This window comes from Arachnia rubra, assembly GCF_019973735.1.
In the GTDB taxonomy this organism is placed as follows: domain Bacteria; phylum Actinomycetota; class Actinomycetes; order Propionibacteriales; family Propionibacteriaceae; genus Arachnia; species Arachnia rubra.
In genome coordinates this window covers 826289-850415 of record NZ_AP024463.1, presented here as the reverse complement: position 1 = coordinate 850415, position 24127 = coordinate 826289, and the positions used below count along the sequence as shown (strand labels likewise).

Annotated in this window: 11 protein-coding genes; 2 read left to right on the top strand and 9 right to left on the bottom strand. The window is 67.6% G+C overall.

The window, feature by feature from the left end; genetic code table 11:
• Positions 1-76 precede the first annotated feature (76 nt).
• From SK1NUM_RS03715 to SK1NUM_RS03685, 7 genes are all read right to left on the bottom strand, one after another.
• On the bottom strand, positions 77-5644 hold the full coding sequence (locus SK1NUM_RS03715) for a non-ribosomal peptide synthetase/MFS transporter (protein WP_212325507.1): 5568 nt from the start codon (positions 5642-5644) through the stop codon (positions 77-79).
• A 33-nt stretch (positions 5645-5677) separates the two neighbouring features.
• Positions 5678-11449, bottom strand: a complete 5772-nt coding sequence (locus SK1NUM_RS03710) for a non-ribosomal peptide synthetase (protein WP_223927783.1) — start codon at positions 11447-11449, stop codon at positions 5678-5680.
• Positions 11450-11722: 273 nt separating this feature from the next.
• Entirely contained in the window at positions 11723-11926 is a 204-nt protein-coding gene (locus tag SK1NUM_RS03705) for an MbtH family protein (RefSeq protein ID WP_212325503.1), read from the bottom strand.
• Between the two features lie 761 nt (positions 11927-12687).
• A complete protein-coding gene (gene glpK, locus SK1NUM_RS03700) occupies positions 12688-14211 on the bottom strand; it encodes a glycerol kinase GlpK (RefSeq protein WP_212325501.1) in 1524 nt (507 codons plus the stop codon).
• 48 nt (positions 14212-14259) lie between these two features.
• Positions 14260-15024, bottom strand: a complete 765-nt coding sequence (locus SK1NUM_RS03695) for an MIP/aquaporin family protein (protein WP_212325499.1) — start codon at positions 15022-15024, stop codon at positions 14260-14262.
• A 260-nt stretch (positions 15025-15284) separates the two neighbouring features.
• A complete protein-coding gene (locus tag SK1NUM_RS03690) occupies positions 15285-17927 on the bottom strand; it encodes a YhgE/Pip domain-containing protein (RefSeq protein WP_212325497.1) in 2643 nt (880 codons plus the stop codon).
• A complete protein-coding gene (locus tag SK1NUM_RS03685) occupies positions 17924-20572 on the bottom strand; it encodes an MMPL family transporter (protein ID WP_212325495.1) in 2649 nt (882 codons plus the stop codon). Before SK1NUM_RS03685 ends, SK1NUM_RS03690 begins: the two co-directional genes overlap by 4 nt.
• A 108-nt stretch (positions 20573-20680) precedes the next feature.
• On the opposite strand from SK1NUM_RS03685, the gene SK1NUM_RS03680 reads away from it, so the two are divergent.
• Positions 20681-21283: a TetR/AcrR family transcriptional regulator gene (locus SK1NUM_RS03680; protein WP_212325486.1), complete on the top strand. Its 603-nt coding sequence runs from the start codon at positions 20681-20683 to the stop codon at positions 21281-21283.
• 83 nt (positions 21284-21366) lie between these two features.
• Here SK1NUM_RS03680 and SK1NUM_RS03675 read toward each other — a convergent pair whose 3' ends face one another.
• A complete protein-coding gene (locus SK1NUM_RS03675) occupies positions 21367-22527 on the bottom strand; it encodes a hypothetical protein (protein WP_212325484.1) in 1161 nt (386 codons plus the stop codon).
• Between the two features lie 332 nt (positions 22528-22859).
• Here SK1NUM_RS03675 and SK1NUM_RS03670 point away from each other — a divergent pair, with 332 nt between their 5' ends.
• Entirely contained in the window at positions 22860-23462 is a 603-nt protein-coding gene (locus tag SK1NUM_RS03670) for an MBL fold metallo-hydrolase (protein ID WP_212325482.1), read from the top strand.
• Positions 23463-23497: 35 nt separating this feature from the next.
• On the opposite strand, the gene SK1NUM_RS03665 is transcribed toward SK1NUM_RS03670, so the two are convergent.
• Positions 23498-24121, bottom strand: a complete 624-nt coding sequence (locus tag SK1NUM_RS03665) for an ABC transporter ATP-binding protein (protein ID WP_212325480.1) — start codon at positions 24119-24121, stop codon at positions 23498-23500.
• Positions 24122-24127 lie beyond the last annotated feature (6 nt).

Genomic DNA, 24127 nt, shown 5'->3' with positions numbered 1-24127 from the left:
CGATCTCATGCATGCCTCAACGTTATAGCAGAGGTCAATGCACTTTTGCCAACGACTCAGCTGACCCTCCAGTTTGTCAATGGCTCAGCTGGGCCTCGAGGTCCAGATCGCCCGACTCCTCCAGCTGGCGCACAACGCTACGGCCCCCGTCACGCCGCGCCCGGGTCTGCGCCAGACCAATCAGGTCGTCCGGCCGCGCATCGGGCACGTCGTCGTCGAAATGGGTCAGCGTCCGCCACCGCAGCGTCACCAGCACCAGCAGAATCGAGACGAGACCGCACAGCACGTACACCAGGGCGATAGCGCGTCCCCCACCCTCACCGAGGACGGCATGGGTCACGGACTCGAAGGTGGGGAACTCCCGCATCAGCCACTCCATCAAAGCGGTTCCCTGGGGGGCGAGCACCCCGAAGCCGATCGGAGCGGTCACAGTCGAGATCATCGTGTCGATGGCTATGACCCGCCCCTGCATCCGGGCGGGCACCTTGGTCTGGATGATCGTCATGACGATCCCGTTGCCCAGGATGATGCTCGCGGAGATCATGAAGGTCCCGGCACAGATCAGGACCAGGTTGGGCCGCCACGCCGCGACGAGCGCGCAGCAGCCCATGACGACCGTCAACCAGCGGATGGTGTCCATCCGCCTGACGCGAGGCCCACCCCAGATGCTCATGACCAGGCCGCCCAGGACACCACCGGCTCCTGCCACCCCGGCCGCAATCCCAACCTCCTGCAGGGTGGCGAAGCTCAGCACCATCGGATTCACCAGCGAAAGGATCGGGGTTAGGAAGAGATTGATCATGGCGAAATAGACCAGCATGGCCCTGAAGGACCTGTTCCGCATGGAGAACCGGAAACCGCCGCACACCTCGTCCCACAGGGACTCGTTGACATCCGGCGTGGCCGCCGGGAACCTGATAGCCAGGACGATGCCTATGGCGAAGACATAGGAGACGATGTCGAATAGCAGGATCCCCTGCAACCCGAAGAACGCGAGCAGAGCCACCCCGAACAGCGGAGCGATGAAGTTCGCGGCGCCGATCGCCGACTGCATCATCCCGTTCGCGTGTCCCAGGTAGCGCTTGGGGACGATCTGCGGGACGGCGGACTGGAACGCCACGCGTTGGAAGGTGACGGCACACGCCACCAGCCCGAAGACCAGCATCATGTTCCACAGCTGCATCTGCCCGCTGAACACCAGCAGCAGAAGGACCGACAGCATCGCCATGCAGGCGCAGTCCGCACCGATCATCAGCTTGCGGCGGTCGAACCGGTCGACGATGGCGCCGGCAAACGGCGAGACGATGATGTTCGGCAGCGCGCTGAGGACCCCGGTCAGGCCGAACAGCAGCAGGTCGCCGGTCTGCGTGTACACCCAGAGCGGAAGAGCGAACCCGGTCAGTGTCGAACCGGTGAACGAGAGCATCTGCCCGAAGGCGATCAGACCGAACTTGCCGAGTCCGGGAAGAGCGCGATCGGAGTCGATGCGGCCGCTGAGCAGCGAGTGCGTACGCGGCTGGCGGCCCGGCCTGACCGTCTCTGCGCTCTCGCGGCTGTCGTGAAGCCACCACGTGGCGTCCACGCCGCGTTCCTGGCGCGTCATCTGGGACTCGGCACCCTCTCGCATCCGCAGGTGGGTCGTCGTGATGATCTCAGCCAGCTCGTCAGCACGGTAGTTGAGGAAGTAGTGGCCAGCATCCTGGATCAGCACCGACGCAACCCGGTCGGTATAGACCATCCACTCATTGCTGCGCTCCTCCCAGAACCGCGTCGCCTGGTCGGACTCCCCGATAACGCTGATAACGGGGGCGTCGAAACGCACCGGTCCCCGCTCGTACATCTCGGTGAAATAGTCCTCGGCGTAGCGGCCGTCCTGACGCATCGCCTTGACCATGTGCGCGGCATGGCCGGCATCCATGCGGGCCAGGTCCGCTCCCATGCCCGCCAGCCAGTTCGCGAGGTTGCGGTCGCCGGTGAGCCGGTCGCGGGCGGCCAGCCGCGCCAGGGCCGACATGACCCTGCCCGTGGGACGCGCGGTCGGGAAGGCACCACCGAGGTAGACCGCCGCGATCTCACGGCCCCGCCGCGTCAGCTCCTCAGCCACCGCCGTGGTGACGGCACTTCCGGGGACGCAGTGCCCGTACAGCACCAGGGGCCCCTCGACGCGCTCCACAATCTCGTCGGCGACCTTCGCCGCCAGCTGCGTCACAGGCAGCACTTCCTGGTCTGCGAGCATCGGGTCATGCCCGGGCGGCTCGACGGAGTAGAGCGACACCGATGCTGGGAGGGCCTTGGCCAGGTCGGAGTAGACGCTGGCGTTGGCCCCGCCGTAGGGCACCGCGACGATGGACATCGTCCTGGCCGCCGGGTCGGTGGGAGGCGTGAGCTCGTACAGGACGCAGTCCCCACGCCCGGAGGCGAGCCGCTCCATCACCAGCGCCGCGAGCCCCTCGATCGTCGGATGCGCGATGACGTCCATGACCCCGACCGATGCCCCCTCGCCGAGGAGCGGCTTCATGCGGGCAGCAACCTTCGTGGCCATCAGCGAGTCGCCACCCAGGTCGAAGAAGTCGGCGACGATGCTGGGGGAATCGACCTCCAGCAGCTGGGAGAAGACATCCGCGATGATCTGCTCCGTGGGGTTCCGCGGCGCGACGTGCCCGGCGGCCGGGGCGCGATCGGGCTCTGCCAGGGCCCGGCGGTCGATCTTGCCATGCCCCTTCATGGGGAACTGGCTAACGGCCGCGTAGACGCGCGGCACCATGTACTCGGGCAGCTCCCTGCCTAGTTCAGCCCGCAGCTCGGAGTCGGGCAGCGGGTCCGCGCCGGCCTCCCACCGGATCCAGCCGACCAGATGCTCCCTGCCGGCCTCGCCGCGCAGGTCCACGACGCACTGGGCCACACCGTCCACCCGCTCCAGCGCCGCCTCGACCTCGCCGAGCTCCACGCGGTAGCCGCGGATCTTGATCTGGTCATCGGTGCGGCCATGGAAGGCCAAGGACCCGTCCGGACGCCACGAGACCACGTCCCCGGTGCGGTACATGCGCTCGCCGACGCCGTGGAAGGGGTCAGCTGTGAACCGCGCCGAGGTCAGCCCCGGGCGTGAGAGGTAGCCGCGGGCGAGACGCCCGGCAACGTACAGTTCGCCACGTACGCCGGGCAGCACCGGCCGCAACGCCTCGTCGAGGACGTAGCAACGCACCCCGGGCAGGGGCCTGCCGACCGGCCACACCGGCTCCAGCACGGCCTCATCAGCCACGACCGGGGCCACGGAGCAGGCGACAACCGTCTCCGTCGGCCCATAGGAGTTGACGATCCGACAGCCCGCGCGGGAGGCGACCTCGGATGCCCAGTCGGATGGGGAGCCCTCGCCCGCCAGCACGAGCCCCCGGCGGGGCAGGACCCGTTCGACCCCCACCTCGGAGGTCATCGCCGCCAGGTGGGAGGGGGTCATCTTGAGATAGTCGACGCGGTGGCGTTCCAGGAATCCCGCCAGCTGATCCCCGGTGATCCGGCCGTCGGTGACGTGCAGTGTCCCGCCATTGACCAGGGGAAGGTAGAACATCAGGAGGCTGAAGTCGAAGGCCAGCGACTGCAGCAGTGCATAGCTGGCGCCGGGCACAATCTCCAGCTCACGTGATATGTCCCGCAGATAGCGGGAGATCTCCCGGTGTGTCACCTCGACGCCCTTCGGCCTGCCCGTGGTCCCGGAGGTGTAGATGACGTAGGCGAGATTGTCCGGGCCGGGTTTCGTGACGGCCATCGCCGGCTTCGAGTCGGCCAGGGCGGCATACGGCATGGACCGCACCCCGCCGACGTCGAGGGAGTCGTCGTGGATGCACAGCACGCTGCGGGAGTCGGCCAGGATGAACTCCAGGCGGTCCCTGGGCAGGGACGGGTCCAGGGGCAGGTAGGCGCCGCCGGCCCGCAGCACCCCGAGGATGACGCAGGCGGCCTCGATCGAGTCGCTCAGGGCCACGGCGACCCGCGTCTCGGGGCCGACTCCCAGGCCACTAAGCCTGAAGGCCAGGTCGTCGGCGCACCGGTGCAGCTCCGCCGACGTGATGCTCCTGTCACCGTCGACGACTGCCGGTGAGCCGGGGGACCGCGAGGCGAACTGGGCGGTGATGTCCACCAGGGTCGAGTCGGGCTCCCCCGTCCCGACTGCGCCGAGCGACCACGATCCCAGTAGCCCGCGCTCCTTGCTGGTGAATAGGTCATGTGTCCTGACGGGGGCATCCGGGGCGGCGACCACAGAGGCCAGCAACCTCTCCAGCCGCCCTGCCAGGGCCTCCACCGCCTGCTGTGTCAGCAGGTCGGTCCGGTAGGTCAGGGAGGCGGCGTAGCCGCCGTCGTGCGCGCGGAGGTGGAGACCCAGGTCGTAGTGGGTCACCGACGACTCAACCCCCAGCTCCTCCAGCCGGAGACCGGTCACCTGCTGGTTCCGGTCCCTCACGGCCGACCCCAGCTCGTCGACGGCCAGCGAGACCTGGAAGATGGGCGAGATGCCGGTGTCGCGGGTGACATCCAGCTCGCGCAGGATGTCGTCGAACGGGACGTGCTGCCTGCTGAAGGCGTCGACCGCCACAGCCCTGGCGCGCCCCAGGAGGTCACGGAACGTGGGATCGCCGTCGAGGGTCGCGGGCATCGGCACCATATTGACGAAGGTGCCGACGATCTTCTCTGCCCCCAGCTGGTCGCGGTTGGCGACGGCCGTGCCGATGACGAACCGGCGCTGCTGGCTGTGCCGGGCCAGGAGCAGCTGGTACAAGGCGAGCATCGCCATGTACAGCGTCGCCCCCTGAGACGCGGCGAGCGCCCTGAGCTGGTCCATGACGGAAACCGGCAACTGGAACCTGTGGGTGCGGCCCCGGCTGGAGGCCACCGCGGGTCGCGAGGCGGCGATGTCGAGTTCCAGGTTCTGCCGGTCCGAGAGCACCTCAGCCCAGGTCCGCACCCCACGCTCACGCAGCGCGACGCGCTCCGGCTGGCTCTCCCAGACGGCGATGTCCTCATACTGCAGCGGACGCAGCCCGAGGTCTACTGGTACGCCTCGCTGCGCCTGGTCCAGGGCCTGTCTCAGGTCGTCCTGCAGCAGCCTGTTCGACCAGCCGTCGAGCACGATGTGGTGGAACGTTGCTATCACGGCGGCGTCGTCCTCACCGAGCCGGACCACCAGCCACCGGGCGACCGGCCCGATTTCAAGGTCGAACGGGCGCGCCAGCAGGTCGCTGAAGGCCTCCTCGGCCGCAGCCCGCGGGTCAGCCGCGGCCGAGAGGTCGAGATGCTCGATGTGCGGGTCGAGTCCCGGTCGCAGCACCACGATGGGCTCTCCGCCGGGATCGGCGGGAAAGACGGCACTGAGGATGTCGTACCGCTCAGTGACCGCCCGCACGGCTACCTCGACCGCGCCTACAGCGAGCACGCCCCGCAACCGCAACCCGAACCCCACGGAATAGGCGGCGGATCCGGGGTCCATGCGCTGTTTCACCCACAGTCCCCGCTGCGCCGGGGTCAACGAGACCGCCGCTCCCTCGGGGCGGGGCTGGGGTCCACTCGGTGTGGTCTTCGCCTTGCGGAGCCGCTGGGCGAGCAACACCCGCTTGCGTTCTTTGATATCAGGAGACTCTTCGATGATGGACATCTTCATTCTTTCGGCAGGATGGGCAGGGGCGGGCTAGATGTCAGCCAAGAGGATCTCCTCCAGGACGGCGGCCTGGTCACGGAGCACAGGCCTGTCGAAGATGGTGCGCAGCGGCAACTCCACCTCCAGCCGGTCGGCGACCCGCGCGGTGATCTTCGCAGCCAGCAGCGAGTTGCCTCCCACCTCGAAAAAGTTGTCGAGCGCCCCCGGAAGCGCTGTCTCACCGAGGACCTCGGCCCACAGCTCCGCCAGGAAGGTCTCGACCCCCTCCTCAAGTTCGACCCGGCCGGTGCCACCTCCCCACACCGGAATGGGCAGCGACCCGGCATCGAGTTTGCCGTTGACGGTGGTGGGCAGGACCTCCAGCGCGACGATCGCCGCGGGCACCTCGTGGGCGGGCAACAACTGCGCCAGGGACTCTCGTGCTCTGGCGGCGTCGAAGCCGGCGGGCCTGCTTGTCGCCACGTAGCCGACGAGACGCACGTCCTCATCGGTCTTGGGGTACAGCAGCGCGGCCGCCGAGCTCACACCGGGCAGGCATCGCAGCGCAGCCTCCACCTCGCCCAGCTCGATCCGGAAACCGCGCACCTTCACCTGGCGGTCCGAGCGGCCCACGAACTCCAGCACGCCGTCGGGGCGGCGTACCACGACATCGCCCGTGCGGTACATCAACGCCCCGGGCTCGCCCCAGGTGGCGGCCACGAACCTCGACGCGGTCAGGCCGGGATGGCGCAGATAGCCGCGCGCCAGGCCTACGCCGGCGATGTAGAGCTCCCCGGGAACACCATCGGGCACCGGCTGCAGCCAGGGGTCGAGGACTCGGGCCTCCACACCCGTGATCACCCGGCCGATCGGGACGATCTGCCCGGTGTCCTGCCGGAAGCTGTGCCATGCCGTGTCGACCGTCGCCTCCGTCGGCCCGTACTTGTTGTCGACCCGGTGTCCCTGGTGGGTGTAGCGTTCCGCGACGCTGACGGGAAGCGGCTCGCCGCCGCAGAGCAGGGTCATGCCGTCCGGGAAGGCTCCGGGAGGCATGGCGTCGAGGGCCGTTGGCGTCAACGCGCCGACAGTGACGCCGTGTTCGGCCAGGTACGTCCCCAGTTCAGCCGACATGCTGCGCAGGCGCTCGGGGACCACGACTAGCACGCTGCCGGTGAACAGGCCGAGGGCCAGCTCCAGCACCGAGGCGTCGAAGCCGAGGGACATGAACTGCATCACCCCGGCGCCGGGGCCGAGGTCCAGGCGCTCCCACTGGGCCGCGGCCAGTGCGGCCAGGCCGTTGTGGGTGACCACGACCCCTTTCGGTCTGCCGGTCGAACCGGAGGTGTAGATCACATAGCTTGGGTGCCGGGGATTCAGCGGCGCGATCCGGTCGGCGTCGGTCACGCGGTTCGCTGGCATCGCCGCGATCTCGGCGGCGATGCGCTCATCGTCCCAGCTCACGGCCAGCTCCCCGAACCTCCCGGCACCGGCGAGCGGGGTGAGCACGAGCAGCGGCTCCGCGTCGGCGAGCATGTACCGGATCCGATCATCCGGGTAGGCGGGGTCGATCGAGACGTAGGCCGCGCCGGCCTTCTCGACGGCGAGGATGGCGGCCACCGTCTCGATCCTTTTGTGACCGGCCACCCCGATGGTGGTCTCCGGTCCGGCACCGCGCGCGATGAGCCAGTGGGCCAGGCGATTGGCTCGCTCGTCGAGCTGGCGATAGGTCAGCTCCTGGTTCTCGAACCGGATCGCCGGAGAGTCCGGGTGCGCGTCCACCGCCCGTTCGAACAGCTCAGGGAAGGTCATCGGCTGCGGCGCGGCTCCCCCGCGCAACGTCGCCTCCGCGTGTTCCCCGGGGGTGAGCACGTCGGCCCGACCGATGGGGGATCCGGGCTGCTCGGCGAAGAACCGCAGCACCTGCAGGAACCTGCGCAGCAAGGTCCGGGCGGAGGAGTCGCTGAAGAGGTCCGCTGCATAGTCCAGGGAGATGTCGATCCCCTGCGGCCTCCCCCCGGCATCGTGGTGCTCGCCCATGTTGAAGGTGAGGTCGACCTTGGCGCTGGTCGCGGCCAGCGGGAGGTCCTCGATGCGCACCCCGGGCAGCCTCAGCCTGGCTGTCGCCCCCGCCTGTTCGACGAGGTGGTTCACCATCACCTGGAACAGCGGGTGCACCCCTGGCGTGCGAGACGGCGCGACCGCGTCGACCACGGCGTCGAAGGGCACTGCCGCATGCTCCAGAGCCCCCATCACAGCCTCCCGGGAGGCCGCCACCAGCTCTGAGGGGGTCGGCCCCCCGGATAGGTCGTGGCGCGCCACGAGCGTGTTGACGAAGAACCCGACCAGCTCCGTGAGCGCGGCATCATCACGTCCGGCGTTCACCAGGCCGAGGGGGATGTCATCGCCGGCCCCCAGCCGGTTGAGCAGCGCGGCGACGGCCGCATGGCAGACCATGAAGACCGACGCGTCGTGCGCCGCCGCCAGCCGTGTGAGGCCCTCGTGGACATCAGCCGGGATCCGGCAGGTCTGCGTCCCGGCGGGCCGGCCACCGCTCAGGTCCCGCTGGCCGTCCGCCGGCAGCGGGACTTGGGCGGGGATGCCGGCGAGGTACTGGCGCCACCACTCGGTCTGGGAATCGAGCTCCCCCTGCCCGACCTGGGCGGCCTGCCACAGGGAGTAGTCGGCGTACTGCACGGGCAGGGGCTGCCACGACGGGGCGGCCCCGGCGGCGCGCGCCTCGTAGGCGGCCCCGAGGTCGCGCAGGAGCGGGATCATCGAGGCGCCATCACCCGCGACGTGGTGCAGCACGAGCAGCAGGGTGTGCTGGTCCCCGTCGGTTCTGATCACCCACAGCCGGACCGGCAGGTCGTGTTCCAGGTCGAAGACGTGCGCAGCCTGGCGGTGGACGAGTTCCTCCTGCTCCTGGGCCGGGAGCCACCGCGCGTCGAGGGTCGTCATGAGCATCTCGGCCACGGGAACGTCACGCACCACCTGCAGTGGTTCGCCGTCGACGGACACCAGCACCGTACGCAATGCCTCATGGCGCCGGACCACGTCCTGCAACGCGAGACCCAGGGCCGACACGTCGAGCGGGCCGGTTGCCCGGACGGCCAGCGGAATGTTGTAGGCCGCTGAGGGGCCGTCCAGCTGGTTCACCGTCCACAGCCGCTGTTGCGCGAACGAGGCCCGCACCCGGGCGGGCCGGGGCTCGACGCGCGTCACACTGCGGACGGGGACCGGCGCGGCCTCGTCGTGACGCAGCCGACCCGCGAGTTCGCGCGGCGTACGCGCCTCGAAGACGTCACGCAGCCGTACCCCGGAGGCAGCACCACCCAGTAGCGAGACGACCCTGGCCGCCAGCAGCGAATGCCCACCCGACGCGAAGAAGTCGGCGTCCACACCCACGTCCGGCAGCCCCAGGGCCTCCGCGAAGGCGGCGCACACCTGTTCCTGGGCAGGCGTGCGGGCCTGACCGTCCTGGTCAGCTGGGGTGAGGCCACGAATGGGCAGGGCCGCGGCGTCTACTTTGCCGCTCGACGTTAGGGGGAACTCGCCGAGCGGGATGATCGCGGAGGGCACCATGTAGGCGGGAAGCTGCCGGGAGACAGCGGCGCGGACCTCACCGGGATCGATGTTGGCCGGGGTGACCCAGGCCAGCAGGCTGTCGCCCACGGCGGTGCGGTGCGGCCGGGCGACAGCCGCGCTCACCCCGGGAACCGCCAGCAGCGCCGAGACGACCTCATCCAGTTCGACGCGGAAGCCCCGGATCTCCACCTGGTCGTCGGCACGTCCGACGAAGCGCAGCTCACCGTCAGCTCCGCGGCGGACGAGATCGCCTGTGCGGTACAGCCGGCCGCCACCTCCGGCGGGGTCCGCGATGAAACGGGACGCGGTCATTCCGGGACGTCCCAGGTAGCCCCGGGCCAAGGACGGCCCGCCTACGTAGAGCTCGCCGACGCTGCCGTCCGGAACTGGGCGAAACCACTGGTCGAGGACGCAGACCACCTTCCCGAGAGAGGGCCGCCCGATCGGGACCGGGTCCTGGTCCTCCGGAGTGACCCGGCGATGGGTGACGTAGATCGTGGTCTCCGTGGGCCCGTACCCGTTGAACAGACGCAGCCGATCAGCGGCCTCACTGGCGAGCTGCGGGTTAAAGACCTCGCCGGCCACCACGAGTCCCAGCCCGTCGGGGAGGTGCTCCGTCCCGATCGCCATCACGGTGGACGGGGTGAGGATCGCATGGCTGACCCGCGACAGGAGCTCGAGGAAGTCACCGTCGAGGGAGCGGGCCCGCTCGGGCACCATGAGCATGGTCGCCCCCGCGAGCAGGCACTGGGTCATCTCGCAGACTGATCCGTCGAAACTATGTGAGCTGAACTGGAGCGAGACGCTGCCTGGCCCAACACCAAGGCGCTCCCGGTGTTCGGCTCCCAGGGCCGCCAGGCCCTCATGTGTGACCAGCACCCCCTTGGGCCGCCCGGTGGAGCCGGAGGTGTGGATCAGGTAGGCACCGCGGCGGACATCCTGCAAGACGCTGGGGGCTGGCGGCGCGGCGACGAGCCGCTGCTCGATGTCCGCGTCGTCGACGAGCAGGACCGGCACCGTGAAGCGCCCAGCATCCTGGGTCGCGCACACCACGAGCCGGGCCCCGGAGTCAGCCACCAGGAAGGAGATCCGCCCATCCGGGTAGCTGGGATCGATCGGCTGCCAGATGGCCCCGGCCTTCATCACCGCGAGCAACATCACGATGGACAGGACCGATCGCTCCAGGCAGCAGGCCACGACGTCCTCCGGCTCGATCCCGGTCTCGGCGAGAAGCGCCGCCCACCGGTCCGAGAGGCGGTCCAGCTCCACGAAGGAGATCGACTCGTCACCACATTCCACCGCTATGCGCCGCGGGCCGCTGGCCACCTGGGCGCGGAACAGCTCCGGGAGCGTTGCGGGGGCAGGGCCCATAGGCCCGGACTCGCGTGCCGTTGCCATCTCCTCAGGCAGCAGGACGATCATGTCCGAGAGCCGCAGCCCCGGATCGGTGGCGACGTCGCCGAGCAGCCGCACCAGCCGGCGGCCGATCGCGGCCGCCTCCGTGTCCGTCCACAGGTCAGCGGCGAACTCGAGGACACCGGTCAGGCCGGCCGGGACGCCTGCCGAGAGGTGCTCTGTGAACGTCAGGGCAAGGTCGACGCTAGGCGGACCGGCCTCGGCGGGGGTGGCGGAGACGGATCCGTTGCTACCAGCGCCCAGAGCACCGGCGGCCGTCAGGGCCAGTGCGACCTGGAAGAGCGGGTGGCAGCCCGGGACCCGGGCGGGCTGAAGCTCCTCCACGACGGCGTCAAGCAGGACCTCCTGGTGCCTGAAGGCGGCCTGGCCGGCCTCCCCCACTCTGCGCAGCAGCTCTTCGAAAGCCGGATTGCCGGAGAGATCCGCACGCAGGACGACCGCGTCGCGCAAAGAGCCCGGATCGCCACCAGGGGGTATCACGCCCACCGGGATGTCATCGCCGGCGCCGAGACGGTGCAGCAGGGCACAGAGCCCGGCCTGGAGCACCGTGAACAGGCAGGTGCCGGCCCGCTGGGCGAGCGCATCGAGCCGGGAATGCAGGTCGGCGCTGATCTCGACGGGCACTTGTCCACGCCGCCCGGTGCGTTCCGCACCCCGGGGGTGCGTGGCCGGTAGGTCGATGGCGGCGGGAATGCCGTCCAGCGCCTCACGCCAGAAGTCGAGCGACTCCCTCGAAGCCCGGCTGAGGCATTCCTTGCGGCTCCCGGCAGCGGAACCCACACCGAGTCGCCGCGAGGCACTGGATGAATGAGTCAGGGTCATGGTGATCATTTCCTCAGGCATTGGTCCGATCAGCAGGTGGGGCACGTCTCAGACACGACTGACAGGTGATCCGATTGGTCGTCACCGGCGTGCTGAAAAGCCACAGAGAAGATCCGGCGCTTCAGCCGGAAGAGGCCTTCGGGCGTGAGATAGCGCAACAGCCACCTCACCAGGGAGGGGAACCTGCATTATTACGGCGCCCCCACAATCCACTGATGCAGTTCATAAAACGGTAATAAGACGTAGACGACCGGGCAACAGCGCCCAGCTGCCCTAATCCATCGCGGCTATGAGCGAGGCGGGTCGCATATCAGTCCAGTTTTCATCGACCCAGGCCATCGCCTCCCCGTGTGGGAGCGGACCTGCAACCTGTCTCCAGCCATGCGGGATATCAGCGAACACAGGCCATAAGGAATGCTGATTCTCTAAATTAACAAGGATCAGGAAATCAGCAGATGTGTCATCAAATGGATTCATAATGTTCCTTCATTAGGAATATGGTTCAACAATTCGGTCTAGAATGCGGCTTTCCCGCACCAGCAGCCGGGCGCCAGGCGAAGGGAAAACCCACCCACGTCAACATTGATCCCAGCAGTGCCCGGCGTCAGCCGGCGGCACCGCACGGTTCATCACGACGACAAGGACAGGCAGCTAACCGAGGTCGGCGGCATCCGCCACACGCCCCGCCATACCAGAAAGCCCACCAGACCTCAGGACGATCGTCAAGCATAGGATTGTCTTTTCACCGGGAAAACAGCATCTCTCACGAGGGAAGCATATCAACCATCGTCTTGCCGTGGAACCGATATGCCAAATAAAAGACAGACCCCGTCAGATTTTCACCTGACAGCAAAACTCCTTGTCAAAGGCATTTTGTCAGCATTGGGGGAAACTATGCTGGAATCTGCCAAGGAAACACCTTGCCTATTGTGCACCGGGACAATAGGCAACACAACGCTAACTTTCTAGCAAAACCTGTGGCGGAAAGTTACCACTGGTCTTCGGCAGATTCAGGGACCAACTGGCCTGGCAGGCCTTCATCCTTTGCGGGCCTCATCGCTCGTCGCCGGTGTGCGCCTGCGCGTCCCCGTTCCACCACCCACCATGATGGCACCTGGATGCCGCCAGTTCCGGCACCATACTATGGGCGGGATCCCCCCCACTGACGAAAGGTGGGCCGCAGATCAGATCGGCGGCCCACCTTGACGAGTCAGTTCACCTGACTCACTGTACTCGACTCACTCGGTCACGTCGTCATCCACCCAGTCGAAGGTCTTGGTGACGGCCTTCTTCCAGTTGCGGTACAGGCGATCACGCTCAGCCTGGTCCATCTCCGGGGCCCAGCGCTTGTCCTCCGCCCAGTTGTCGATGACGTCCTGCTCCCCGCTCCAGTACCCAACAGCGATGCCGGCGGCATAGGCGGCCCCGAGCGCCGTGGTCTCCGCGACCACGGGACGCACCACGTCCACCCCGAGCTGGTCGGCCTGGAACTGCATCAGGGTCTCGTTGGCGGTCATGCCGCCATCGACCTTCAGCTCCGTCAGCTTCACACCCGAGTCAGCCTCCATCGCGTCCAGCACCTCGCGGGTCTGGAAGGCGGTGGCCTCCAGGACCGCACGGGCAATGTGCCCGCGGTTGACGTAGCGGGTCAGGCCCACCAGCGCACCGCGGGCGTCAGCCCGCCAGTACGGGGCGAACAGGCCCGAGAATGCCGGCACGATGTAGGCGCCGCCGTTGTCCTCAACGGTGGCCGCCAGGGCCTCGACCTCAGGTGCCGAGTCGAACATCCGCAGGTTGTCGCGCAGCCACTGCACCAGCGACCCCGTCACCGCGATGGATCCCTCCAGCGCGTAGACGGGCTTGGTGTCGCCGATCTTGTAGCACAGCGTGGTCAGCAGCCCGTTCTTGGAGGGGACGATCTCCTCGCCGGTGTTCATCAACATGAAACAGCCGGTGCCGTAGGTGTTCTTCGCCATTCCCCGCTCGAAGCAGGCCTGTCCGAAGGTGGCGGCCTGCTGGTCGCCGAGGATGCCGGCTATCGGGATGCCTGCCAGGAGACCCTGCTCACGGCCTACGCCGTAGACCTCCGCCGATGACTTGATCTTCGGCAGCATGGACATCGGGATGGTCATATCCGCGGCGATGGCGGGATCCCAGTCGAGGGTCTTCAGGTCCATCAGCATGGTGCGGGACGCGTTGGTGACATCGGTGACGTGCACGCCGCCGTTGACCCCGCCCGTGAGGTTCCACAGCACCCAGGTGTCCATGGTGCCCATCACCAGGTCACCGGCCTCGGCGCGTTCCCGGGCGCCCTCGACGTTGTCGAGGATCCATTTGACCTTGGGACCGGAGAAGTAGGTGGCCAGGGGCAGGCCAACGGCGGCCTTGTACTTGTCCGCGCCAGCCTCGCCGCCGAGCTCCTCGACGATCTTCTGAGTGCGGGTGTCCTGCCAGACGATGGCGTTGTAGACCGGCTCGCCGGTGTTCCTGTCCCAGACCAGGGTGGTCTCACGCTGGTTGGTGATGCCGACAGCCGACAGGTCCTTCTTGTTGAGCTGCGCCTTGGCGAGAGCCTGAGCGACGACCTCACGGACGTTGTCCCAGATCTCCACGGCATCGTGCTCCACCCAGCCGGCGCGGGGGAAGATCTGCTCGTGTTCTTTCTGCCCGACCGCGACGATGTGGCCGCCGTGATCGAAGATGATCGCACGCGACGAGGTGGTTCCCTGGTCGATGGCGAGCACGTACTTGGTTTCTGTCATGTGGTCACTCCTTCGTGAGATGCCCGGGATCACTCGAGGCTGAGTTGGTCAGGGAAGCAGCGGTGCCGCCAGCAACGGGGTGGCCAGCAGACCCGCAAGCACGCCACCGATGAGGGGACCCACAACCGGGATCCAGGCATAGCCCCAGTCGGAGCCGCCCTTGCCCTTGATGGGAAGGATCGCATGCATGATGCGGGGACACAAATCCCTGGTGGGGTTGATGGCATAGCCGGTGGGACCGCCGAGACCGGTGCCGATCACGACGATCAGCAGGGCGACGCCCAGCGCGCCAAGCCAGCCGAGGTTGACGGCATCTCCCTTGGCGTTGGTGGTGTAGAGACCAGCGGCGATGACCACGAAGACCAGCACGAAGGTGGCGATGATCTCGGTCAGGAGGTTGAACAGGGGGTTGCGGATGGCGGGCCCGGTGGCGAAGACGCCGAGCTGGGCGGCCTGGTCGGTCTCCTCGTCGAAGTGCTGCTTGTAGGCCACCCAGCAGAGGAAGGCGCCCAGCAGCGAGCCGACGAACTGGCCGCCGAGGTAGGCCATCACCGTGCTGGCGTCCATGGGGGTCTTGCCCTGGGCGATGTCGTTGATGACCAGGCCGATGGTAACGGCCGGGTTTAGGTGACCACCGGATTTGGCGGAGACCAGCACGCCCACGAAGACGGCCAGGCCCCACCCCCAGTTCACGAAGAGGAAGCCGGTTCCGTGTCCCTTGGACTTGGCCAGCGCGGTATTGGCGACCACGCCGCAGCCCAGCAGGATCAACAGCATCGAACCGACTGCTTCCGAGAGGAAGAAGGCGAACATTCTCTACTCCAGTTCTGACTGCTTTGTCATGGGCGGCGCCGAGGCGGCGCCCGTGTTGCGGGGGAATGGGCGAAGCGGGTGCCTCGCCCTTGTCCGAGTCAGTCGGACAGACAAATCCAACCGCTCTCACTAGGTAAAACGCAAGACCTGCGCACTTTCATGCGCGATTCTGTAAGCAAAATGCGCGCGCCTTGATGCGCGCCTCCGGCGGCCCCGCACGGCTGCCCGGATGGGCGGGCCGTGCGGGACCCGGGAACGACTCAGCCGGCGAGCGGTTTGACGATGCGGCTGCGGAACTGGTCCGGGGTCAGGCTGCGCCTGGATGCGATGGCCAGGTAGGACAGGTTGAGGGCGATCACCCCGAACAACAGGGCTGCCCCGGCGAGCGCCACCAGGCCGGAGCCGCCGGCCAGGAAGGTGCGCACCAGCAGCAGGCCGTTCTGCAAGGGTGAGATCCCCGCAATGCTCCCGACCCAGCCGGGCACGGCCGACGTCAAGCCGAGGGCGACGGTGGCCACCAGCGCCAGCACCGAGATGCCACGTCCCACGTTGCCGAGCCAGCCGGTCAGCGCATGGTTGCCGGCGGCGAAACTCACCCCGACCACGGCCAGCAGCGCTGCCGCGCCGATGGTGTTCCCCAACGGGAGGCTGAGCGCCATGCCCACCGCCCAGCCGAACAGCAGGCCCTGCACCGCCCCGAGTGAGGCCACCGGCCAGAAGGTACGCAGCCACAACGCCATGCTGGAGCGGGAGGACGCGACCAGGTCGGATGGGACGGGACGGGCGAAGCTCCAGGACAGCAGGGAGCCAAGCCACAGGGCGGCGACCGCCAGCAGTGCCGCCAGCGGCACCATCGCCGTCTCATAGACCCTGGAATCCTTGGCCACCGGCGAGGTCACCACCTGGGACAGCTTGTCGCGGTCGGAGTCGCTGTAGTTGGGAAGCTGGCTCTGGGCCTGGGAGAGCTGGTCGTGGAAGGTTCCGAGGCCCTGGGAGAGTTCCCTGGCCCCGGAGCCCAGCCGCAGCAGACCCTGGGCGAGTTGCCCCGCACCGTCGGCTGCCTGACCGACACCCTGCACATACCTGCCGGTGCCGTCCGCCAGCTGCCCGGCTCCCGAGGACAGCTCCCCCGCACCCGAGGACAGCCGGCCGGAGGCGTCCGCCAGCTGCGACGAGCCGGCGACGAGCCGCGACGACCCCTCAGCCAGACGGGCCGTGGCGGCGGGCAACCCAGCGGTCTGGGTCTTGAGCTGCTGCAGCCCACCCAGCAGCTGCGTGGAACCGGAGTTGAGCTGCTGGGCATTCGTGCGAAGCGGCTCGGCCTTGGTGAGGATAGTGTCAGCCCCCTGGCGGAGTTTCTGGACGCCGCCGCTGAGCTTCCCGGCCTGCTCGCTGAGCTGGGACGGCAGCTTCTCCAGCGCAGTCAGGGGATCGGTCCCGGCGGGGACGACGCGGGACAGGGAGGTACGCAGCTTGATGATCGACTCCGTCATGCCAAGGCCCATCCGGGAGAAGCCACGGGCGGTCTCCAGCAACGTCTTGCCCGACTTCGGGTCGGTTCGCTGCAGCACGCCGAGGGCTGCCTTGGCGCCTTGCTGGAAGCCCTGGGTCATGGCGTCCCCGACCCCCTGTTGGTAGGCCTCGCGCAGCAGCTTGCAGGTCTGGGGATCCTCCACCGGGCATTTCCAGTTGCCGACCAGCCGCTGCGAGAACTCCTTGAGCTCCGACGGCGGGGGCGTCTCGCCGGAGGCGTAGCCCGCCAAGGTGGAGTCGAGCTTGTTGAGCTGGGCGTCGAACGCCTCGAGCTTGGAGCGCACCTCTTCGATGGTGATGTCACCCGCCCCAGGGACGTACTGCTTGAGGGCGCTCTGGGCCTCCCGCAGGATCGGGACGAGCTCTCCGAGCGCGGCCTGGGCCTCCTTCATGGCCTCGGGATCGAGCTGAGCATTCAGGCTGCTCTCGAGCTGGGCCAGGCCACCGCGCAGCTCACTGACCCCGTCCAGGACGCTGACTGTGCCCGAGGTGTACCCGGGAATCCCCTTCAGCAGTGGGGTTGCCCCATCGGTGAGCTTGTTCACCCCGTCCACGAGTTTCGGGGCCTGCGCGTTCAGCTGGGCAATTCCCTCGGCGAAGGTCTGGGTGCCGCCGGCCAGGGTGCGGGAGCCATTGGCCAGGGTTCCCGCTCCGTTCGCGAGGCGCTGTGACCCGTCGGCCAGCGTGTTGGCGGCGCTGCCCAGCTTCTGTCCCTGCGTCGACAGCTGCCCCAGCCCGTCCACCAGTTTCCCGGAGTTCTCCGCGGCGCTGGATGCGCCGTCGGCGAGCTGGGAGCCGGCCTGATTGAGCTTGCCTGCGCCGTCGACGACCGTCTTGAACTGCTCGCCCACCCTGTTGAAGCCCACGTAGATGTTCTCCAGGTAGCCCTTGGTCAGGGTGGAGTTGATGGTGTCGGTGGCCAGGCCCGCGATCTCATGGGCCAGGGCCGCATCGGCGAGGGGCGAGTTCTCGGAGACGCTCACGTCGACGGTCGCCTGTTTGGCGATGTCTGCGTCGTTGCTACTGAAGGAGGTCGCGGCCTCGGAGAAGCCCTCCGGGATGGTCACGACCGCCGAGTAGCGGCCCTCACGCAACCCTGCCGCGGCGTCCTCCTCGTCGGCGATGGTCCACGAGATGTTGGTTCCCTCCCGGGCAACCATCTCGGAGGCCAGCTGCCGTCCCAGCGGCAGGACCTGGCCGTTCACGGTCACGGCCTTGTCGTGGTTGACCACGGCGGCGTGGATCCCCTGGTTGTTTCTGTCCCGCACCAGTCCCAGCAGCATGCCGACGGCAAGCAACGGCACCAGGAAGAGTACGGCGAGCCCCGGCCAGCCGAGGCGATGTCCGGAATGAATGCTTTCAGGTCTCATCGAGTGCTCCTGACAGGCTGGTCGACGACGAACACGCCGTCGAGCGGGAGGGATTCGAAGATGGATTCACTGCTGGCACACAGCACCAGGGCTGCGCTACCGTCGCTGCGGAACCGCTCGATCAGAGCGGCCAGGCGTTCGTCGCCGGCATCGACGCTCTCAACCGAGTCGACGAACGCGACGCTGCCTGCGGCCGGGCGCAGCGAAGTCAGGGCCGCAGGGTCCTGGGACAGGTCGGAGTATCTGGTGCGGCGGTGTACCGCGCTGGCGGCGCCGGGCAGTAGCTCCCCCGCCACCCGGGCGCGTCCCGATGTGACGCCGAGCCTGCCTGTGAGCGCCAGGGCCAGGCCGGTGCGGGACGAAACGGGACCCGCGATACCGATCACGTTGCCGGCCTCCAGCGCCAGGCTGGTGTCAGGCACCAGCTCCTCGACGGCGATGTCCTCGGCATAGAGCACATGATCGGTGCCGGGCCACTGGTCCAGCTTCAGCTTCTCGGTGAGGACCTCACCCTCCACGTCGAAGGTGGGCAGTGCCTTGTCCAGCCAGCGCGGCAGCCACCAGGCCCGCTCCCCCAGGAGGGCCATCACCGCAGGGACCAGCGTCATCCGCACGCAGAAGGCGTCGATGGCCACCCCGACGGCCAGCGCGAAGGCGATCTGCTTGATGGAGCCGATGCCCTCGGGCACGAAGAACGCGAAGACCGCGAACATGATCACGGCCGCGGCGACGACGACCGGACCTGAGGCCACCATGCCGTCACGGATCGCATCGACGGGGCTCTTGCCGTGGACGTACTCCTCCCGGATCCGGGAGACGAGGAACACCTCGTAGTCCATGGCCAGGCCGAACAGGATGCCCATCAGCAGGATCGGGAGGAAGGAGATCACGGGCATCCCGCGTTCCAGGTTCACGAACTCCTTGAGGTGTCCCTCGTTGAACACCAGCGCGGTGGCGCCGAAGGCTCCGCCGACCGACAGCAGGAAGCCGAGCGTGGCCTTGACCGGCACCCACACCGACCGGAAGACGGCGGCCAACAGCACCAGCGACAACCCGACCACGAGCGCTCCGAAGGGCAGTAGCGCCCCAGCGAGGCGGGCGTTGACGTCGATCTGGAGCGCGGTCGTCCCCGTGACGGCCGTCTCCACGCCGTAGCGTTCCAGCCACTGGTCATGCCGGTCTCTGAGGGCCTGCACGAGACTGGCGGTGGCGGGGTCGTCGGGGCCGGTGGTGGGAATCACCTGGAGCATCGCGACCTCGGCGTTCTGGTTGGGCGTGGCCAGCGGGACGGCAGCTACCCCGTCGATCGCCAGCACCTCCTCCTTGAGGTCGGCGACCAGCTTGAGGGGATCCTTGCTCGAGATGACATCGGCGGTCAGCACCAGTGGCCCGTTGCGCCCCACCCCGAAGTGCTGGGAGATCAGGTCGTAGGTGACGCGGCTCGGGGTTCCGGCCGTGTGCTGCCCGGAGTTCGGCAGGGCGGTCCTCAACCCCAGGCCCGGCACGGTCAGAACACCGAGGGAAGCCACCACGACCACTATCACCACGATGGGATGGCTGGTCGCAACGCGCCCCCACCAGGCGAACACCCCGCCCTTGCGGGGACGCCGGGCCGTGCGGGGGCGGGGCCGCAGCCGGTCTCCCAGCAGGCCCATCAGCGCGGGCAGCATCGTCAGGGCGATGACCACCGCCAGCACGATGGCCAGGGCCGCGAACACACCCATCACCGTGAGGAAGGGGATGCCGGAAATGCTGAGGCCGAGCAGGGCGATGAACACCGTCAGCCCGGCGAACACGACCGCTGATCCCGCGGTGCCGACTGCGCGCGCCGTGGACTCCTCGACGGGGGTCCCGTCCCGCAGCTGGTTGCGGTGCCGGGAGAGGATGAACAGCGCGTAATCGATGCCGACCGCAAGTCCCAGCATCACGGCCAGCATAGGCGTGGTCGAGTTGATGGTGGCCAGCCGGGTGATAAGCATCATGATGGCCATCGTTATCGCGACCCCGGTGACGGCGGTGAGCAGTGGAAGTCCGGCCGCCACCAGGGACCCCAGCACCAGCGTCAGGACCACCAGCGCCACGCCCAGACCGGCGATCTCCACGATGCTGAGCCTCGGCAGCTCGGTGTTGAAGGCTTGCCCTCCCATGTCGACGGTGGCGCCCTGAGGCAGCTGCTGGGCCATCCGGTCGGCGACTGCGGTGAGCTGGGCGCGCTGGTCATCCGTCGGATTGCCCTTGACGTCGACCAGGATCGTGACGATGGCGGCCCGGCCATCATCGGAGACCATGCCTGTGATCCGCTCATTCCAGGGCGAGGTGACGGAGTTCACGAAGTCGAGGTCCTGCAGCTCGGTGATCGTCTCCTCGATGACGTCACGGAAGTCATCCACCCGGCCGCCCTCGGGGGCGACGAAGATGGCCGTGGCCTGGGTCATGGCACCCTGCGGGAAGGTCATGCCCAGCTTGTCGAGGGCCACCTGCGACGGGGAGCCGGGGATTTTGAACACGTCCGCAAAACTGCCCCGGAAGGCGAGTGCGGCGCCGCCGATGGCTAGGACCACGACCAGCCAGGCTGCGAGGACGAGCTTGGCATGCCGGAAGCACCAGCGTCCAAGGGCATAGAGCTGAGCAGACATCTTCCCCATTTCGATACAGTCTTGAATGCAGGGTCAGCATACAACGATGTATCGGACCGGGAAACCCCGGATTTCGCACCCTGTCAAACCATGCACCAGACCGCTACACTGACGGCCATGACCGCCCTGACCCCGCGCCGGGAGGCCACGGTGAGCCGCCTGGTAGAGGCCGCCATCACCCAGTTCTCCGCCCGCGGCATCGACGCCACCAGCGTGGAACAGCTGTGTGAGGCCGCCGGATTCACCCGGGGCGCCTTCTACTCCAACTTTTCCTCGAAGGACGACCTGTGCCTGGCCATCATCGAGCACTACCGCGACAACATCATGTCGCGGCTGGCTGACACCATCGCGAAGCTGCCGGCCGAGGTGGACGTCGAGTCAGCCGCTGACGTCACGCTAACGCGTCTGCTGGGCGTCCTTGCGCCTCATCGGGAAATGATGATCACCCTGCTGGAGATCCGCCTGCGGGCACTGCGCATCCCGGAGCTGATGAACCGGCTCAAGGAGCTCCACAACGAGACCCGTCCGGCCCTGATCGACTTCGTGGAGGTCCTGGCGGCGCGCCTGGACATCGAGTTCGCGCTGCCGACAGAACAGATCATCGACGTTTTCGAGGCGCTGTACGCCTATGAGACGAACGGCTACGGCAGAGCCAACATCCGTCCCCTGCTCACTCCCCTCGCGATCGCCCTCATACGGTCGGCGGGCGATGGGCGCTGAGGCTCCAGGACGGACCCGATCGGCTCGCCTCGCCATTGCCCTGAAGCCGCTGTCCTGGGCGGACTTGCCCTGAGCGGGCCCTCTCAGCGAATGGCCAGTGATTTCAGTGTGGCGTAGTCGTCGTCCGAGGGATGCGAGACGACCAGGCGCTGTGGATGGGTGCCGGGATGCGGCTGGATGAGGTGCGGAAGCTGCCTGGTGATCTCGCTGCAGGGGACGTCGAGGATCAGGTGGCCACACTCGAAGGCGGCCACGTCCACCCGGGGAATGCTGACGCTGGGCGCGCTCTCCGGGACGAAGGACATCGAGAAGAGCTCCTCATCAGAGGTGTACAGGTCCTCGTAGTCGGCGACGAGATGCTCGGAGTCCTGCTGGACCACCTCTTTGAGGGTGTTGTAGACGCGACCCTCGACCCGTAGCCGCAGCCTGTGGAGGCGCTGCCCAAGCTGGGAGGTCTTGGGCGGCAGGCTCAGCTGCCAGTGCCGGTTCGCGACGACGTGGGGCAGCGGCTGGACACTGTCGTGAGCTTCGACCGCCTCCTCCAGCTCATCGAGGAGATCGCCCCAGCGGTCGGTGGCGACGTTGACGAGGAAGATGTCATTGCGGCGGGCCGGAATCACCGCCCAGGCGGTGTTGGTTCGCTCCCCCAGCCTGGTCAGGAGCTCCTCCATCGCGGCGGCATCGGCAAACCAGGACGCCTCGTTGCCGGGCGGGGCGGTCAGGGCCAGCACGTCGGGACCGAGGCCGACCTCGGCGAAGGCCATGGTCTCCTCCATGGAGCGCAGGTTCCCGATGGCCTTGGCCTGGAGGTCGATGTCGTACTCTGCCGTCCTGTCGCCCGGCAGGTCGGATTCGGGGACCACACGGAGGGTGGTGGGCTCGTCGACGGCCAGCCCGAAGCCGATGAAGTCGGTGAGCCACCCCACCGTCGCCGGCACCAGTTCTCCCCGGGGCGCGAAGTAGTCGGCGCTGCGCACCAGCGGGACCACGCCGTCGAGGTCCACACCCACCTCGCCTGGGGAGCGCATGGCGTCCACCGCGCGGTGTACCCGGGCCACCCGGTCGCCCTCGGACTCGTCGGCATGTGCCGGCTCGGTGAGGTCGGGGTCGATCCCGAGCATCCGCCCATCGTCGAGGCGCAGCACCACCATGCCGGTATCCGGGAAATCGGGTGGCGACGCATCCAGCACCTCCACCACCGCAGGATGCGTCGAGAGGATCCTGATCGCTTCTTCTCGGCTCATGGCCCTGACCATACTTGCGGGACGCCTGGCGCTAGACGAGCGACATCCACGCCGGCCAACCTCCGCCGATCGGACTACAAGGGCCACCGCTCCCAGGGTGGAAGATCCTCCGCCACGGCCGAAAGCCCCTAGCCACACCCCCTTCCCGAGAGCCTGGCCAGCGTGCGCGAAACGCCGCGCGTCCCCGATCCAGCGGCGGCTGCGCACCGCCTTCCAGCACTTCGCGGCGTTTCGTGCACGGGTGGACTCAGGTACGGAGCCAGCTCAACGAGACCGGAGGCTGGGGACCGCCGCACGTTCCCTGTGACTCAGGTGCGGGGCAGACTGGGGACATGAACATCGAGAAGCTGATCACCGAGGCCCCCGGACAGCCGGACTTCAAGAACAACGCCTGGATCGTCGGCGACAGCAGGGAGGTGATCGTCATCGATCCGGCTCACCAGCCCGACCGCCTGGCACTCGCGGTCGGCGACCGGAAGGTGAGGGCGCTGTTGCTGACGCACGGCCACTGGGACCACGTGACGGCGGCCCCGGCCTTCGCAGCCCTGATGAACACCCCGCCCATCTACCTCAGCCCGGCCGACGAGTTCCTGTGGCGGGAGACCCACCCACACGAGGCGTTCCAGCCACTCAGCGACGGCGACGAGTTCACCATCGCAAGCGCCACGCTACGGGCAATCACGACGCCAGGACACACCCCGGGCGCGACGTGCTTTGTCACCGACGGCGTGGTCTTCACAGGCGACACCCTGTTCGAGGGCGGCCCGGGAGCCACCCGCTGGGAGTACTCGGACTTCAACCAGATCATCGTTTCCATCCGCGAGCGGCTGTTCACCCTTCCCGGCGACACCGTCGTCAACACCGGCCATGGCCCCTCGACAACGATCGGGAGGGAACGCCCGCACCTGGACGAATGGGTGGCGCGTGGCTGGTAACTAAGCCTGCCATGAGCATGCGAAGCGGTGAGCCCCTACTCCTCAGCTCCGACGAGCTCAATGACATCGACCAGCTCAAGCGAGGCTGGAACGACGTGACTGATCAGTATCCCAGACCTATGGTCCTCATTCAGGATGCCTACAAGCACGTCTACCGAATCTGAATCCAGGCTTTCGAATGGCTCATCCAGGATCAAGAACTCGCGGTCGGTGCCCAGCTGAGCTGCAAGCCACAGCTTTTCACGCATCCCACCAGAATAGTTTCCACTCTGCTTCCGCCTGAGGTCTTCCGTGGAAATCCCCAGCAGCCCGGCTAGTTCCGCGGTCCTCGCAACATATCCATCAGGCTGTTCGAGAAGCAGTCCCAGGAGTTCTAGATTTTCGATCCCGGTAAGCGCGGGGAAGAATTCCGGCTCCTGCGAAGCATACGCCACGAGTTGCGCGAAATCTGCCAGCTGAAGAGACTGCCCCCGCCACTCACAAACCTGAACCTCAGCGGTATGGATCCCCGCCACAATGTCACACAGTGTCGACTTCCCAGTGCCATTCTTCCCCACGATTCCGGTGAGCCCACCTTCCGGGAAGGACAAATCGAGGTCTTCAAAGAGCAATGCATCGTCATAGCCGAAGCTCAAACCTTCTATCATCAAAGCACCCATGAGCCA

Excerpts from the sequence above, each read along its gene's own strand:
- SK1NUM_RS03715 (WP_212325507.1), bottom strand. The coding sequence starts at position 5,644 with ATGTCCATCATCGAAGAGTCTCCTGATATCAAAGAACGCAAGCGGGTG.
- SK1NUM_RS03710 (WP_223927783.1), bottom strand. The coding sequence starts at position 11,449 with ATGACCCTGACTCATTCATCCAGTGCCTCGCGGCGACTCGGTGTGGGT.
- SK1NUM_RS03705 (WP_212325503.1), bottom strand. The coding sequence starts at position 11,926 with ATGAATCCATTTGATGACACATCTGCTGATTTCCTGATCCTTGTTAAT.
- glpK (WP_212325501.1), bottom strand. The coding sequence starts at position 14,211 with ATGACAGAAACCAAGTACGTGCTCGCCATCGACCAGGGAACCACCTCG.
- SK1NUM_RS03695 (WP_212325499.1), bottom strand. The coding sequence starts at position 15,024 with ATGTTCGCCTTCTTCCTCTCGGAAGCAGTCGGTTCGATGCTGTTGATC.
- SK1NUM_RS03690 (WP_212325497.1), bottom strand. The coding sequence starts at position 17,927 with ATGAGACCTGAAAGCATTCATTCCGGACATCGCCTCGGCTGGCCGGGG.
- SK1NUM_RS03685 (WP_212325495.1), bottom strand. The coding sequence starts at position 20,572 with ATGGGGAAGATGTCTGCTCAGCTCTATGCCCTTGGACGCTGGTGCTTC.
- SK1NUM_RS03680 (WP_212325486.1), top strand. The coding sequence starts at position 20,681 with ATGACCGCCCTGACCCCGCGCCGGGAGGCCACGGTGAGCCGCCTGGTA.
- SK1NUM_RS03675 (WP_212325484.1), bottom strand. The coding sequence starts at position 22,527 with ATGAGCCGAGAAGAAGCGATCAGGATCCTCTCGACGCATCCTGCGGTG.
- SK1NUM_RS03670 (WP_212325482.1), top strand. The coding sequence starts at position 22,860 with ATGAACATCGAGAAGCTGATCACCGAGGCCCCCGGACAGCCGGACTTC.
- SK1NUM_RS03665 (WP_212325480.1), bottom strand. The coding sequence starts at position 24,121 with ATGGGTGCTTTGATGATAGAAGGTTTGAGCTTCGGCTATGACGATGCA.